The following is a 13,891-nucleotide window of genomic DNA, read 5'->3' on the forward strand; positions in this document are numbered from 1 at the left end:
CGCTGCAGCCGCCGGGAGGCGAAGATGACCGTCAGTGCCTAAGGGAAGAGGAGCGTTGCCAGCCCGAAACAAGCATGAAATGAGATAAGGGCTCATCCGCACAGCCGGCATCGTGGCGCTGCGGGGGGAGCATTCCCGGGCACCTTAAGGCCTGCTCCGTTATCCGTGAAGTGGGGTATGGCGCGGCCTTGGCAGATGTCAGCGGCGAGGTCACGGAGGTTGACGTTCCAACTGCTGGAAGCGGTCGAGCAAACGGTGCATCTACTTCATTCATATTCCGGCTCGAATGATGTTCTCCGGTTCCCTGTCGCCTGCTGCTGGCGGTAGGGATGCGAGGCCGGTTCATGATGGGAGGCAATGCAGGCCGCTGCAAAGGCGGTGCAGTGGACTTCGAGCTAGCATGGTGTTTGCCAAGGGAGCGGGCGTCAGCCCGGGTATCCGCCAATTGAATGCCGGAGTGCGTGATGGATGCTGCATCAACCTTTGAATCGATCGTCATCATCTTTAATCCGAATAGTACGGGTGACGCGCCCAAGCTGGCGGAGTTGCTCCGCGACGAGCTGGGGGAACTATTGTCCTACACCCCGGAGATCAGGCTGCAGCCCACCAGTCATGCGGGCCATGCCATATCGTTGGGCCGCGAGGCGGCTGCCGGAGGCCGAGATGTTCTTGTGGTGTCCGTCAGTGGTGACGGCGGGTACAACGAAGTGGTCAACGGCGTCATGCAGGCCGGCAACCCCAACGCCGTTTGTGCTGTCATGGCGGCAGGAAACGCGAACGACCACCACCGGACCACGGGAACGATGCCCCTGGCAGAAGCGATCGCCCAGGGCCGTGTGCGGCACATCGACTTGCTGCGCATCCACACCGGGAAGGGGCCGGACGACCCGGACGAATACGCCCACTCCTACGTCGGATTCGGCCTGACGCCGGTGATGGCGATCGATCTGGAAAAGGGGAGCAAAGGCGCCCTCAAGGAGATGGTGTCCGTCGCGCGGACGTTTTCGAAGTTTCAGCCCTTCGAGATACGCCAGTCCGACGGCAAGCGCCGGAAGTTCGACAGCATCGTCTTCGCCAACATCGCCGAAATGGCGAAGTACGCCACGCTCAGCGAGGCCGACGACCAGCTCTCGGATGGAAAATTCGAAGTGGTCATTTTCCCGCACATGCCCAAGTGGCGGGTCCTGCTGAAGGCCCTGCGCGCCACCACCCAGGGGCTCGGGGACCAGCCAAGCGTAAGCAGCTACGAGTTCACCACGCTCAAGCCCCTGCCCTATCAGATCGACGGTGAAGTGAAGTCCGTAGACGCTGGCACCTTCGTCAAAGTGGAGAGCGCACCGTCGGCCCTCCCAATTCTCGGCTAAGCAGGTTGCTCAAGCCGCCCCGCCACACGCGGCCGCGCCTGAATCTGCGCGGCTTTCCTGTTGGATGAACCTTCACGGGTCCCGGGTACTCCGCGGTCCTGATGACCGGGACCGGCCGTGACAGCGAACGTGCGCTGTCCAGGGATACGGGCAAGCCCGAGCGTTGCAGGGCAGCAGGGTCAAGGGCTGAAGCCGACTGCTTGACTCCAGCGCCGCTTCCATCGTCCCTCCCGCTGTCGGAGGCCCGCGAAGAGTCCGCTAGTGGAATAGCTTCGAAGGCTTGTGTACGGTAAGTCCGGAATAAGTGGTGTCCGATCTGCAGGCCCGGTCTGCCCGTTCCCGTAAAGTGACCTGATGGATCCCGAAAGCGCAGAAACTCCAGCCGCGGCTGGAAGGCGCGGCCCGCGTAGAACCCCGGGTGGGGACGCGGACGCGAAAATAACGGCAAGGATCGTGACCACCGGCCCTTGGGACGTTCATGTGTACTCTTTGGCCGGGCCGCACGCTACGTCGGGCAACCCGGTTTTCGTGCTGCTGCATGGTATCGGCATGTCCCACCGCTACTACCGCAGGCTGCAGCGGGTCCTGGCGGGACACGGAGAAGTCCATTCCTTCGACCTACCTGGATTCGGTGTCGCGGCGAAGCCGGACCGGCAGATGTCCGTCGCGGAGTATGCTGCTGTCATCGCTGGCACCCTCGTAGAGCTGGGCACCGGACCGGTCGTGGTGGTCGGGCACTCCATGGGCACGCAGTTTGCCACCGAACTTGCCCTGATACGGCCTGACCTGGTCTCGCACGTTGTGCTGATCGGCCCCGTCGTCGATTCAGCCCGCCGAAACGTTTTACTCCAAGCCCTCGCCCTGGGAGCCAACTCGCTCACGGAAAGCCCGGCGGGCAATGCCATCGTGTTCACCGACTACGTGCGCTCCGGCATACGCTGGTACCTGACCGAACTTCCGGTGATGATGTCCTACGATCTGGAAGCGAGGGTGAGCCGGATCGCCCAGCCCGTTCTGGTAGTCCGCGGCTCACGCGATCCGGTGGCGCCCCGGTCCTGGTGCCAAAAACTGGCAGCCGTCGCTGCGCACGGCCGCTTCTTGGAAATACAGGGCAAGCCGCACATCGTCCAGCACGGAGCGGCAACCAGAATGGCAGCCGGCATACTGGCATTCACCCGCTCCTAACACCGGACCAAACCTGGGAAAGCGAACCTGATGAGAAGGGGACGCTCAGCATCAGCTGTCGAATGCGCTGTTATCGGCGTCTAGGACCTGCTAGTTCAGCAATGTCGGCGACCACCTCTACGATCCCACCACGACGCACCGGCCGTCTCACACAGAGGCTGAGCTCGCTCGAAGAGGCGAAGGGATCGCGGACATCGACCGTGAGGCGGCAGTCCAACTCCGTGGGCACCGGACAGAGAATGATCGTCGAAAAGGTTATTCGGCTACGGAACGTGGTTGAGTTCCGTTTCAATGTCTGACGGTCTGCCGGCTTGCCCGGAGTGTAACGAGGCGTTCACGTACGAGCAGGGCGCCTTGTGGGTGTGCCCGATGTGCGGGCACGAATGGTCAAAAGACCTGGCCGAGGCCACGCCTGAGAAGGCTTCGATCAAGGATGCCGTTGGCAATGTGCTCGCCGATGGTGACACGGTCACGATCGTCAAGGACCTCAAGGTCAAGGGCGCCGGTGGCGGTGTCGTGAAGGTCGGCACGAAGGTGCGCGGCATCCGACTGATTGAGGACGGGGTGGGCGATCACGACATCGATGCGACCGTTCCCGGGTTTGGGCGGATGCAACTGAAGTCCAGCGTGGTGAAGAAGGTCCTCTGACCTGCGCCGATTCCCACTGGATACGGGTTTCGTCGTCGGCGAGCCTGTGCGCGACTGGATCATCGAAGACCAATCGATGCATCGTAAGCTGCGGCATACGCGGGGGCGACGCCGGGTCAGGATCGCGGGAACGGCAGCCAACCGCGCCATCGTGTCATTGGCTAGCGTCCGGTTTCGGCTCTGTCCTGGAGGCGCGACCGAAGGATTTTTGCACCCGGGCCGTCCAGCTCTTCCAGATAGGCTTCGCGGCCCGCCATGCACATCACTAGGGCGAGCGTAGAACCGGTGACCAGAGGGCCGCTCCCGGTGGCGAACGGCCCGTCGTCGGCACCGAGCGCTAGGCCTGCAACGTGCGTATGGCTGGCAACGGTGAAGTCGCGTCGGGCGAAGAAATCGGCCACAGGCGTCAGGGCCTCAATGCTCGGCACCCTGTGAAGCCCCAGCGGCCGGCGGATATCCTGGGCGTGCACGACGACCTCGCCAAGGTAGGCCGGGGTGTGCCCCGAGGGTGCCGCCGTGCTTCTCATGACGGCGCGGAAGTGGCGCAGTGTTTCTGCAGGCGTTTTGCCTCGGTGTTCGGCCAGACGGCGTTGGTTGTGCACGTCGGGACGGAAGCGCGCGCCGACCATGCTGCGAAGCCACTGCCACTGGTTCAAGCTGGCCGCCGCCGTGAGATGGGCAACGACCTGCTCGACATCCCAATGCCCGCACAAAGTGTGGTGCCGCCATTGCTCCGCGCCGAGACCAGACAGGTCTTCAGCCAGAGCCTCGCGCTAGGCATGTGCCAGTGCCCATAGGCGGTCGTTCTGCGACCTGGCTGTATCGCTCCGTCCACTTCTCATCGGCTCCGCGACCCTTGCGCTGAGTGCTCGTCTGCTGCGGCCTCGACCAGTCGGGACGAACCGCTTCCCCTGAAGTTCTCCCTGGCTATTTGGCGCCCGGAAACCGCGAGTAGCAGGTCGATGGAGTCGGCCTCGACCTCGTCTCCCTGCCCCCAGGACGAGCCGGTCTTTGAGTCGATCAACCGGAGGCCTGCCGCACGCTCACGTCCGCCTCCGAAGGAGACAGGGGTGCGCAGTTGGTAGGACAAGGCCTGGGCGACAGCACGTTGTGGGTAGGTTCCGGAAATGCCCAAAGGCCGACGAATATCTTCGCCGTGAACGAAGGCCTCGACCAGACGTGTAGCGAGGTTCGCTGGCGGCGTCCGGGTGAGGTCTGCAGCTTCGCCTAGCGCGCGGATTGTGCCTTGCGGATCCTGCCGCTTCTCTCGGGCGATGCCATTCTCGTTGGCCCGGTCAAAGTCCATGCGGGCCGCCAAGAGGTCACGGACGAAAGCGAGCCGGCCCGTTCGTGCCGTGTCGACGAGGTGCGCGAGGACGTCGTGGATATCCCATCCCGGGCAGAGGGAGGGGAGTGTCCACTGTTCGTCGCGTACTTCGGAGAGATCCGCGGCGAGCCGGCGCCTCTCGGAATGGACGGTCCGCCAAATCGCTGCTGTCGAGCTGCGCATGTTGGCTCCTTGTCGGTTAGGAGGTGTCGAGGGCGGTCGGACTACGGATATTGCAGTAGACGCTACGCGAGACCTTAGCGGGGTCTGTCCACGATGCAATGCAATCGTTGGTGAAGTTTGCAGAACGAAGACTGGAACCCCCTCACGGAACCACGCTCGCAGATAAGACGTCCGCGCGTTGCCTTCGTCCCGCTGGGCGTTCAGTTCAGCATGTCGTGTGCCCGCATGCGGGACCATGAATCGAGCTGGCGCACCTATTCGGCCGGGGAGGGGACGGTGGAGTCTATGCTCACCGCCGGGCTCTCTGCCTTGTGCTGGACGGCGAACTTGCCGTTGCCGTGGCGGACAACATCGTTTCGTTGAAATTTTTCGTCATGCCTGGTTGTGTGCGGCGCGGTGCCAGGAGGCGATGCCAGAGTGTGCCCCAGATCGACTGGGGTGGCTACCCCTCGTGCAAATTCCAGCCATCTTACTCCCAAATCGGGGGAGACCGGTTGCGAGGCCGGATAGCGGTGATGTAACGGTTAAGTTGCAACATCCGCTAGAGATTGGAGTAGCAAATGTCATCGATCGCGAAATCCAGGGCAAAGCAGATGGCTGCAGCTGTAGCCGTAACGGGACTGGTAACGGCTACGGGCGCCGGGGCAGCTTCGGCTGCTCCGACTGACGAGACGCAGGACCCGGTCGTCTCCATCACGGCCGAGAACGTGACCATCACCCCGGGCTTGGTCGAGCAGATCGAACCGGCCATCGACGAGGGCACGGATCAGGTTCCCGCGGAAGAGCCGGGCGAGGAGCCGATTGAGGGTGAAGCCCCGGGTGATGAGCCGGCCGAGGAGCCGGTCGAGGAGCCTGCACCGGGCGGTGAGGGCCCGGCCGAGGGCGAAGCCCCAGGCGAGGGTGAAGAGCCGGTGGCCGAGGAGCCTGCACCGGAACCCGGTGACGAGGCACCGGTTGAGGAAGAGCCCGCTCCTGAGCCCGTAGTGGAGGAGCCGGTGATCGAGGAGCCCGCTCCCGCACCGGTGGAGCCGACCCACGAGTGGAAGGCCGTGAAGGCTGAGTCTGACGCCGCGTGGAAGACGGCAAAGGCTCAGGGACAGGCCGACTGGAAGGCCGTAAAGGCCCAGGGCAAGGCTGAATGGAAGGCCGCCAAGGCCGCCGAGAAGGCTGAGTGGAAGGCCGCTAAGCCTGCCGACGAGCAGGATGGCCAGGACGACTAATTAGCCGCGACAGCCAGAGGGCTACCTCCCATCATCCCGGGAGGTAGCCCTCTTTTTCGTGCGCAGCCGTTCAGCCGTTCAGTTGATGCCGCCCGCATTTTGCTGCATAACGAATTAGAACAGCGGCCAGGGCACCGCAGACATCTCACCGCTCGGTGCCGGAAACCGCCCTGCCAAGCGCAATCTGGCACAGCGCGCGGCGAGCGATGCGATTTCTTCGGCGCCGAGCAGGTCCGCCAGGTTTCGGCCCAGCCCGCCGTGCAGTCCTTCGCTGACACGGTCTATGCCGTCGCATTCCTCGGCGGTTAGAGCGTCTCCCAGCCATCCCCACAGCACCGTGCGCAACTTGTTGTCACGGTGAAAGGTCAGCCCATGATCAACGCCGTGCCGGTGTCCATCCGTCATGGCAAGAATGTGGTCACCTTTGCGGTCGGCGTTGTTGACGATGATATCGAACACTGCCATGCGTCTAAGCGCCGGCGAGTCTTCGTGAACGAGGGCGACCGTTTGTCCGTTCTCATCCCGACCCTTAAGAACGTGTCTCCAGCCCGTCTCCGGCACCTGGTCCGCCGCGACCAGGTCCACGGCGCTTTGGGCGGGGTCTTGCTCCTGCCAGAGCTGCACCATTCCTTCGCCCAGCGGACCATCGCGCAGCCAGGTGTGCGGCACGATGTCCCAGCCGAAGGCCTGCGAGACCAGATAGGCGGCCACCTCCCGGTGAGTTAGGGTGCCGCGGGGAAAATCCCACAGCGGACTTTCCCCTGCTATCGGCTTATAGACGACCACCAAGTCGCCGATGCTGCCCAGAAATGTCGCGTTTGAAGCCGTCGTGATGCGGCCGGTGAGCGTCAGCTTGGCGGTCACCAGATCCGGCGCTGGCATCAGGCCTCGGGAAGGGTACAGATGTGCCCCTCAGCGTCTATGGGGTAACCGCAGAGCGGGCACGTGGGGCGTCCGGCGGCCACGATCTCACGGGTGCGCTTGGCGAATGCGCGGGCGGTGCCGACCGGCATTCGCACCAGCAGCATTTCGGCCGCGTCAGTCCCGCCCTCATCAAGCGGTTCGTCGTCGTCGACATCGACATCGGTGATGGCGTAGGCCTCTATCACGACCTGCGCCGTCGTCGGGTCCCAACCTAAGCTCATGGAGCCGGTGCGAAACTGCTCCTGAACTGCCTCGAGCTGGTCATTGTCAACGAGTTCAATGGGAGTACTCGTGGGAACGCTGAAGGGGTTGCCCTCGACGGCCATGAGCTGGTCAAGAATTTCGTCGATCTTCTCTGCCAGCAGAGCCGACTGCTGCTTCTCCAGGGCGATGCTCACGATCTGCGTCCCCGCACGGACCTGCAGATAGAACGTACGCGCCCCCGGAAGGCCTATGGTGCCAACGACAACCCGATCAGGCCAGGCAAACTCGTGAACACGTGTAGGCATGTCAGTATTTTAGGCACATGAGGTTCATCATGGCCCCTGCTGTCCTGCACCGCCGCCCACCGGCGCATCGGCAGAACGGATGCCGTTCGACAGCCACGACAGGTCACCGGCGTCGGTGTTGGTCGCGTAGACGCTTGGTCGACTAACGCCGTAACTCACGATCGATACGGACCCGGGGCCCACGTTGATACGCTGGAACAGGTCCAGGTGCATGCCAAGCGCGTCGGCGAGGACTGCCTTGATGATGTCACCGTGACTCACCGCCACCCACACGGCCCCTGGCCCGTGCTCCGTCTCAAAGGCTGCATCGTGGCGTCGAATCGCTGCCACCGACCGAGCCTGCATCGAGGCTAGGGATTCACCGCCGGGAAAGACGACGGCGGACGGTTGCGACTGCACAACCGGCCACAATTCCTCGGTCGCGAGATCACTGATCGTGCGGCCTTGCCACTCGCCGTAATCGCACTCGGTGAGATCGAGATCGATCGGCGCGTACGGCGAGCCAGCCTGGCGATCGAGGATGAATTGGGCGGTCTGCCGACAACGCTCCAGAGGGCTCGACACCACCCCGACTACGGGCACGGCCGCGAGCCGGTCTCCGGTCAGGGCCGCCTGGTCGCGCCCGACCTGGTCCAGGCAGACGCCGCCTGCCCGACCGGCCAGCAGTCCAGTGGCGTTGGCTGTGGTGCGGCCGTGCCGCACGAGAATAACTGTCGCCATCCACCCAGCCTAACCACCCGCTCGACGGCGGTGTGAACTGCACAGGGTCGCGCGCCGAAAAGGCAGAGAGAACACTGGCGGAACCCTTCAAGGAACCCTTCAAGCACGCGGGGGTGAGCTATTCGCTTGTCAGCCCCATCCTCAAAAGAATGCGCTGCCGCCGTTTCCGCTCTCCTGCATTCGCTACGCCGAAATCAAGCGCCTTTATAAGCGGGTTATTCGGTTACGTAACCTGGTTCAATTCAGGTTTGCGCTCTAACGTCTCCTGAGGGGAGTAGTGTGAAAAGCACGGCATCACCCAGGTTGGCCGCGGAGGATTTGGCTACTTCGTTCCGATAGAAGCTGCACGACGCGCCTAACGAGCGCAAGGCAACGACGGAGGTCCCCATTGGATCGTCGCAGTCTCGACGCTAAAGATTATGATCGGGCGCGTCGACAATCCACGGTTGCCACATGCCGGTTTTGACTACCCACGACCTTGCTGCCGAATTGGCTAACTTGCTTAACGAGGTTGTCCAAGGTTGGTCCATTGAACGCACCGAAAACGCGCCGCCGAGCGCAGAGCGCGTGGGCTTCGCGCAAGTGGTTGATGGTCGTCATGAGGCGTGGGTTGCTTCGACTGATCATCGAGAGAGAGTCACTATCGGCCTCCCGGCCGGTCGGCTGGTTTCGCCGAATGAAATCCGTCTGATCAAGAGAGTTTTGTCGGTTTTCCGATCGGACCTTCAGGTTGTAGGTGATGTATCGGTGGCACAGGATTTATGGAGTGCGTTGGCAGCGACACAGTTCTTGCGGGCCGCGGCTCGCTTGTCGCCATTCTCCGCCACGCCGCTTCTCCGATGGATTAGGATCTTCGAGGCGGCTGCGCGCCAAACATATGAAGGTTCTCGGTTCACGGGGAACGTGGTGCTGGTCAAGCATTTGCCCACTTTCGCGAAACGCGCGAATGCGCGATTCCATCCGTTTCATCAACCGCTTTCGTTCGAGCAATCGCTCCTCAGAGAGAGCTGGCTAAAGCCATTCCTGCAAAACGGCAAATTTGCACTTGTCGCCGGTGGTCAAAGCGGTGCTGCCCAAGGCTTCGCTGACACTTCGGGGGAATGGGAAGATTCCGTGGTTCTGGCCCCGGCTGAGGGTCTGAAAGGTTTGTACGGATTTCTCCGGCCGGGCACGTCGATCCTCTCTGCGTCGCGGTCCGGCGATATCCACTTCGCACTGTCGACAGGAGTGACCTTCATCAATTCTCAGGGCACTTGGCTGTTTCAGGACTGGGGCGTGCTGAGGCGCTTATTGGAAGCCCGTCTAGGCGCTGATATTGCCGAGCACGCGCTACAGCTTGTGGCGGGATGCAGATACGAGCGTCGCGGGTCGCTCTTTGTGTTCTTGGACGCCGGCGTAGATCCGTCCGAGATCGTTCCTGACCATGCGAACCCGGATCGAGTTGCGCGCACCCTCCGGTCGTCCGTGTCGGGCGGTGTCCTGGGTGATCCGGCGTCCATCAGGGTTCTGCAGGCGGCCTCCGGTATTGATGGTGCCGTTCTTTTGGATGACCACGGTAGGATCCTCGACGTTGCAAGCATGATTACTGAACCAAGCCCTGCCGCTCTTGCGGCGGCGGGTCGTCAGGATCTCGAGCGGTTTCCTGGCGCAAGGAGCACAGCGGCGTGGAACGCGAGCATTTGTGGTCTGGCGATCAAGGTTTCTGATGACGGGCCGGTTGATGTCTACGAGCATGGTCAACACGTCTTTCACTCAGGCTGACTGAAGAAGCGAGTTACGGACGCGCTGCGACCTCCCAAGAAGCGGGGAGCATAACGGCCCGTAAATCTCCGTTTGCTGTCTGAGCATGACGTTTTGCCTGCGCACACCGATATGCAATGAGGCTAACTGGCAATGAGGCGCATAACCGCAGACACCGCGCTACGCCCGCGGCGCTGCTTTGGGATCCACTGTCAGGTCTGGCTGAACCTGCAGAACAGTTACTTTCCGGCCAAGGATTAGCCTTCCGGCACCGTGCCCACCTGCTTTGCTGGCACCCCAACGACCACTGCCCCCGCAGGCACGTCCTTTGTGACGACCGCCCCCGCGCCCACTACTGCTCCATCGCCGACCGTTACGCCGGGTAACACCGTCACGTTGGCTCCGAACCACACGCCCAGGCCGATCACGACGCGGGCCGGATGCATGTCGGCTCGTCGGCTCGGCAACATGTCGTGGTTCAAAGTCGTGATCACGGCATTGTGGCCGATGAGGGACCCATCGCCGATTTCGATGCCGCCCTGGTCCTGAAAACGGCAGCCGCTGTTCACGAACACATCCGCACCGACATGGATGTTTTTGCCAAAATCAGCGCTGAACGGCGGGAAGAGTTGGAAGGACTCGGGGATCTCGTGCCCGGTCAACTCCCTTATTAAGGCCCGCACCTCGCCGGGGGAGTGGTACCGTCCGTTGAGCTCGGCGGTGATGCGCAGCGCCTCCTGACTCGCGGCGTGCATAGCCTCATGGTGCGGCGAACCGCCGGGGATCGTCTCCCCGGCGTTCAGTGCAGTCAGGAGGTCGGCAAGTCCTTCAATTTCGGCCATGCGCCCACGCTATCGTTCCCTGGGCTGCACAGGAGTGCCCATCCAAGTGAATTCAACGGAAGCTCCTGAATTTTTCGACCGCCGACAAGCTCTGGGCACCGGGCTAACGCGACACGTGTTGCCGGGACGGCTTGGCTGCAAGTGCGCCCCGCAGGACCAGCGTTTCGGTGCCCCTGGCGCTCTCCACTGCTTGAGGCCCGGGCGGGGCGGATTGGGCCCAACGCGACGCGCGCTTGGCAAAAGGCGGCGACCATTCCTTCGCTGTCAAGGGGCTCTGCGCGGCCGACGGCGGCGGAGCCTCGCTGGCGCACCCGGCCGCGAAATTGCTACGCACGCACCACTGACCGGAGCATCCTGCCAGAATAGGTTCATGGACGTCGCCGTCGGTCTGCTGGCCCTGGTGGCGGTGGTTTGCGCGGTCAGCGCGCTCGGCCGCCGGTTGAAAGTCTCCGTCCCGCTCCTGCTGGTGCTGACCGGCGTTGCGGGATCCTATCTGCCCTTTATTCCAACCGTGGTCCTGATCCCGGACATCGTCCTGATCGGGATCCTGCCGCCTTTGCTCTATGCGGCAGCACTGCGCACCTCGGTGGTGGAGTTCCAGGCCAACAAGCGGTCGATCGGACTTCTCTCGGTAGGCTACGTGATCTTCGCTACCGTCACCACCGGACTGGTGGTCTGGTGGCTGCTGCCCGACGTCCCGCTGCCGGCCGCGTTTGCCCTCGGCGCCGTGGTCGCTCCACCTGACGCCGTGGCCGCCACGTCCATCGCCCGGCGGGTGGGCATGCCGCGGCGGATCGTGAACATCCTTGAGGGCGAGTCGCTAGTCAACGATGCAACAGCACTGGTCCTACTCCGGGCCTCGATCGCCGCGATAGCCGGCAGCGTCACCCTGCTGCAGATCGGGCTGGAGTTCCTGCTCGCGGTGGCCGGCGGAGCAGCGGCCGGAGCGGCTGCTGCCTGGCTGCTGCTGCAGATCCGCAGGAGGGTGCGCAATGTAGCCATCAATACCTCAATGTCGCTGGCCGCTCCCTTCGTGGCGTTCATCCCGGCCGAGGCAATCCATGCCTCCGGCGTCCTGGCGGTCGTCGTCGCCGGACTGATCATCGGCACCCGAAGTCCCGCCATGCCCGGCGGTGCATCCCGGTTGAGCCAGCGCAGCAACTGGGCCACCGTACAGTTCCTGCTGGAAAATTCCGTTTTCCTGCTGATCGGGCTGCAGGTGCGGTCGATCATTGATGCCGCGAACGCTGACCCGCTCGGCATCGGGCGCGCCTGGTGGACCTGCGCGGTGGTGCTCGTGGCAGTACTGGTCCTGCGCCCGGTCTGGGTATTTCCCGCCATTTACCTCCCGCGCCTGGTCCCGCGGATCAGGCGATCGGACCCAGTTCCGGGCTGGCAGGTACCTGCCGTTGTCTCGTGGGCCGGGATGCGCGGCGTGGTGACCCTGGCTGCGGCTTTGGTCCTGCCGCAAGACATACCCCACCGCCAGGTCCTCGTCCTCGCCGCCCTGACCGTAGTGGGCGGAACCTTGGTTCTGCAGGGATTCAGTCTGCCCTGGCTGGTACGCCGGCTGGGACTGCATGGTCCGGACCCCGGGGAGGACGCGCTGACCCAGGCCTCGATGCTCCAGCAGACCGTGGCCGCAGGACTGGAAAAGCTGCGCACGGCCGCTGTGCCTGAGGATCCGCCGGAAGTCCTGGCCATGCTGCAGCGCCGCACCCAGGAGCGCGGCTTGGCAGCCTGGGAGCGGCTGGGCCGGCCGGAAACCGAAATCCGCACCCCCAGCCACCGCTATGCGCAGCTGCGGGTGGCCATGCTGGACGCCGAACGGGCCAAAGTCCTGGAACTTCGCGGAACGGGTGCCTACCCTGCCGAGGTGGTGGATGAGGTGCTGGAGCGGTTGGACGTTGAAGAATCGATGCTCGACGCCGCGATCGGCGAGTGCGGCACCCGCCACGGGGCGTTCCTGGCCGTCCCGCAGGAGGTGGCGGCCGGCTGCGGGCATCTGGGCCCGGCACCGGACCGGCCGGTTCCGGCCGACCCGCAGTGCCTCGACTGCCTCACCGAAGGAACCACTCCGGTCCACCTGCGCCTGTGCCTGGAATGCGGCAACGTCGGGTGCTGCGATTCGTCCCCCGGCCTGCATGCGGCCCGGCACCACAGCACCACGGGTCACCCGGTCATGCGAAGCGTCGAACCGGGTGAGTCGTGGCGCTGGTGCTATGTCGACGAAGTCCTGGGCTGAGGCGCGCCGTTATGCGTGCGCCTAGTAGTACTTGGTTGGTTCAGGCTAGGTCCCAAATCCCGGGCCAGGCGGGGATGAATGCCCTCCTGGCCATACAGATACGGTCCGATGGTCCACCAACACCGCCTACCGTGCAGGCGGCTGGACGGATTCCTTTGTCCGCCAGGCGGCCGCGGCAAGCCAAACGATCCACGCCAGCATGAGGACGTAGCCGGCCAGGATCGCGAACGTGTTGGTTTCGGCGAATCCCTCGGAGCCGAGCACCCAGCCCTGCACGAGGTAGGCAAGGCCGGACAGCCCCATCAGCAGGCCAAGGGTTCTTGGCAGTCTCGCCGCCCAAGCTGCCGCGCTGCCGAGCAGGATCAAGGCGAGGCCCAACATGAAGCTCTGGTAGCTCCTGACGCCCCACTCCAGCCACCGGATGGCCTCAGCGCTGCCGAAGCGGGCCGCCTTCTGCGCTTCCGGGGCGCCGGCCCAGGCATCAACGGCCTGTTTGAGGGCAACCCCGTCCACCGCCTGCAGGACGCCGTAGAGCGCCAGCGCCACCGCCGCCGAGACGGTGCCGAGCCGTGCCGCCCACGACGCGCCGCCGGCTCCGGCGTCTAGGGCGAAGTAGAGGACAAGCAGTCCGGCGGTGACCACCGCCATGCCGAAGAACTGGCCGAGGTGCACGGCGGTCCAGTTGGCGCTGCCGGCGTATTCGGCAAATACAGCCCGGTGGTTGTTGGCCGGTCCGTCGGGGTGGAGCAGGCCCACCACCACGTATAGGACGAAGCCTGCTGCCAGCAGGACTGCCGAGAGGCGAAGCGTTTTGCGGTCGATCATGGACTCCCTCCTGCCCTCGAGTTTGTTCAACCGCTATTTTGAAGCGCCGGCCGGTTGAGGGCAACGATTAGCGGAGCAGGGGAGGGCCACGTGCAACCCGGGGTGAGTTCCGCCGACGGAGGCTCGGTCCTGGACTGGGATTGCGTCTGCTCTCAGGTC

13 protein-coding genes are annotated in these 13,891 nt (G+C 63.8%); 6 read left to right on the forward strand and 7 right to left on the reverse strand.

The features are described from left to right. The first annotated feature begins 464 nt into the window (after positions 1–464). The 3 genes from AC5RW2_RS07950 to AC5RW2_RS07960 all read left to right on the forward strand — a co-directional run bounded on the left by AC5RW2_RS07950 (position 465) and on the right by AC5RW2_RS07960 (position 3,197). The gene (locus AC5RW2_RS07950; RefSeq protein WP_493963010.1) at positions 465–1,364 is read left to right on the forward strand and encodes a diacylglycerol/lipid kinase family protein; all 900 of its coding nucleotides are present in this window, start codon (positions 465–467) and stop codon (positions 1,362–1,364) included. 453 nt (positions 1,365–1,817) lie between these two features. Beyond that, positions 1,818–2,549 carry an alpha/beta fold hydrolase gene (locus AC5RW2_RS07955; RefSeq protein ID WP_493963009.1) on the forward strand — a complete coding sequence of 244 codons (732 nt, stop codon included), beginning with the start codon at positions 1,818–1,820 and terminating at the stop codon, positions 2,547–2,549. A gap of 291 nt (positions 2,550–2,840) precedes the next feature. Then, on the forward strand, positions 2,841–3,197 hold the full coding sequence (locus AC5RW2_RS07960) for a zinc ribbon domain-containing protein YjdM (protein WP_493963008.1): 357 nt from the start codon (positions 2,841–2,843) through the stop codon (positions 3,195–3,197). Positions 3,198–3,358: 161 nt separating this feature from the next. On the opposite strand, the gene AC5RW2_RS07965 is transcribed toward AC5RW2_RS07960, so the two are convergent. Together AC5RW2_RS07965 and AC5RW2_RS07970 are read right to left on the reverse strand one after the other, a co-directional pair. Then, positions 3,359–3,961 (reverse strand): maleylpyruvate isomerase family mycothiol-dependent enzyme, encoded by a 603-nt coding sequence (locus tag AC5RW2_RS07965; protein WP_493963157.1) that lies wholly within the window; start codon positions 3,959–3,961, stop codon positions 3,359–3,361. 74 nt (positions 3,962–4,035) lie between these two features. After that, entirely contained in the window at positions 4,036–4,707 is a 672-nt protein-coding gene (locus AC5RW2_RS07970; RefSeq protein WP_493963007.1) for a maleylpyruvate isomerase family mycothiol-dependent enzyme, read from the reverse strand. Positions 4,708–5,300: 593 nt separating this feature from the next. Here AC5RW2_RS07970 and AC5RW2_RS07975 point away from each other — a divergent pair. Beyond that, complete coding sequence (locus tag AC5RW2_RS07975; protein ID WP_493963006.1) at positions 5,301–5,927, forward strand: hypothetical protein; 627 nt, start codon at positions 5,301–5,303, stop codon at positions 5,925–5,927. 114 nt (positions 5,928–6,041) lie between these two features. Here the strand turns inward: AC5RW2_RS07975 and AC5RW2_RS07980 are convergent, their stop codons facing one another. The 3 genes from AC5RW2_RS07980 to AC5RW2_RS07990 are packed head-to-tail and all read right to left on the reverse strand — an operon-like array spanning position 6,042 to position 8,080. After that, on the reverse strand, positions 6,042–6,809 hold the full coding sequence (locus AC5RW2_RS07980; protein WP_493963005.1) for an SCO1664 family protein: 768 nt from the start codon (positions 6,807–6,809) through the stop codon (positions 6,042–6,044). Then, entirely contained in the window at positions 6,809–7,360 is a 552-nt protein-coding gene (locus tag AC5RW2_RS07985) for a DUF3090 domain-containing protein (RefSeq protein WP_493963004.1), read from the reverse strand. The genes AC5RW2_RS07980 and AC5RW2_RS07985 overlap by 1 nt, the downstream gene beginning before the upstream one ends. A gap of 27 nt (positions 7,361–7,387) precedes the next feature. Next, positions 7,388–8,080 carry an MSMEG_4193 family putative phosphomutase gene (locus tag AC5RW2_RS07990; protein ID WP_493949604.1) on the reverse strand — a complete coding sequence of 231 codons (693 nt, stop codon included), beginning with the start codon at positions 8,078–8,080 and terminating at the stop codon, positions 7,388–7,390. Between the two features lie 453 nt (positions 8,081–8,533). Between AC5RW2_RS07990 and AC5RW2_RS07995 the strand changes: the two genes are divergently transcribed. After that, the gene (locus AC5RW2_RS07995) at positions 8,534–9,841 is read left to right on the forward strand and encodes a hypothetical protein (protein ID WP_493963003.1); all 1,308 of its coding nucleotides are present in this window, start codon (positions 8,534–8,536) and stop codon (positions 9,839–9,841) included. Positions 9,842–10,077: 236 nt separating this feature from the next. Here AC5RW2_RS07995 and AC5RW2_RS08000 read toward each other — a convergent pair whose 3' ends face one another. Beyond that, a complete protein-coding gene (locus AC5RW2_RS08000; protein WP_493963002.1) occupies positions 10,078–10,662 on the reverse strand; it encodes a DapH/DapD/GlmU-related protein in 585 nt (194 codons plus the stop codon). Positions 10,663–11,032: 370 nt separating this feature from the next. Here AC5RW2_RS08000 and AC5RW2_RS08005 point away from each other — a divergent pair, with 370 nt between their 5' ends. Beyond that, a complete protein-coding gene (locus tag AC5RW2_RS08005) occupies positions 11,033–12,907 on the forward strand; it encodes a Na+/H+ antiporter (RefSeq protein ID WP_493949607.1) in 1,875 nt (624 codons plus the stop codon). Positions 12,908–13,033: 126 nt separating this feature from the next. Here the strand turns inward: AC5RW2_RS08005 and AC5RW2_RS08010 are convergent, their stop codons facing one another. Beyond that, a complete protein-coding gene (locus tag AC5RW2_RS08010) occupies positions 13,034–13,732 on the reverse strand; it encodes a hypothetical protein (protein ID WP_493963001.1) in 699 nt (232 codons plus the stop codon). Between the last annotated feature and the right edge of the window lie 159 nt (positions 13,733–13,891).

The sequence above is a fragment of the Arthrobacter sp. B0316-1-20 genome, assembly GCF_059091865.1.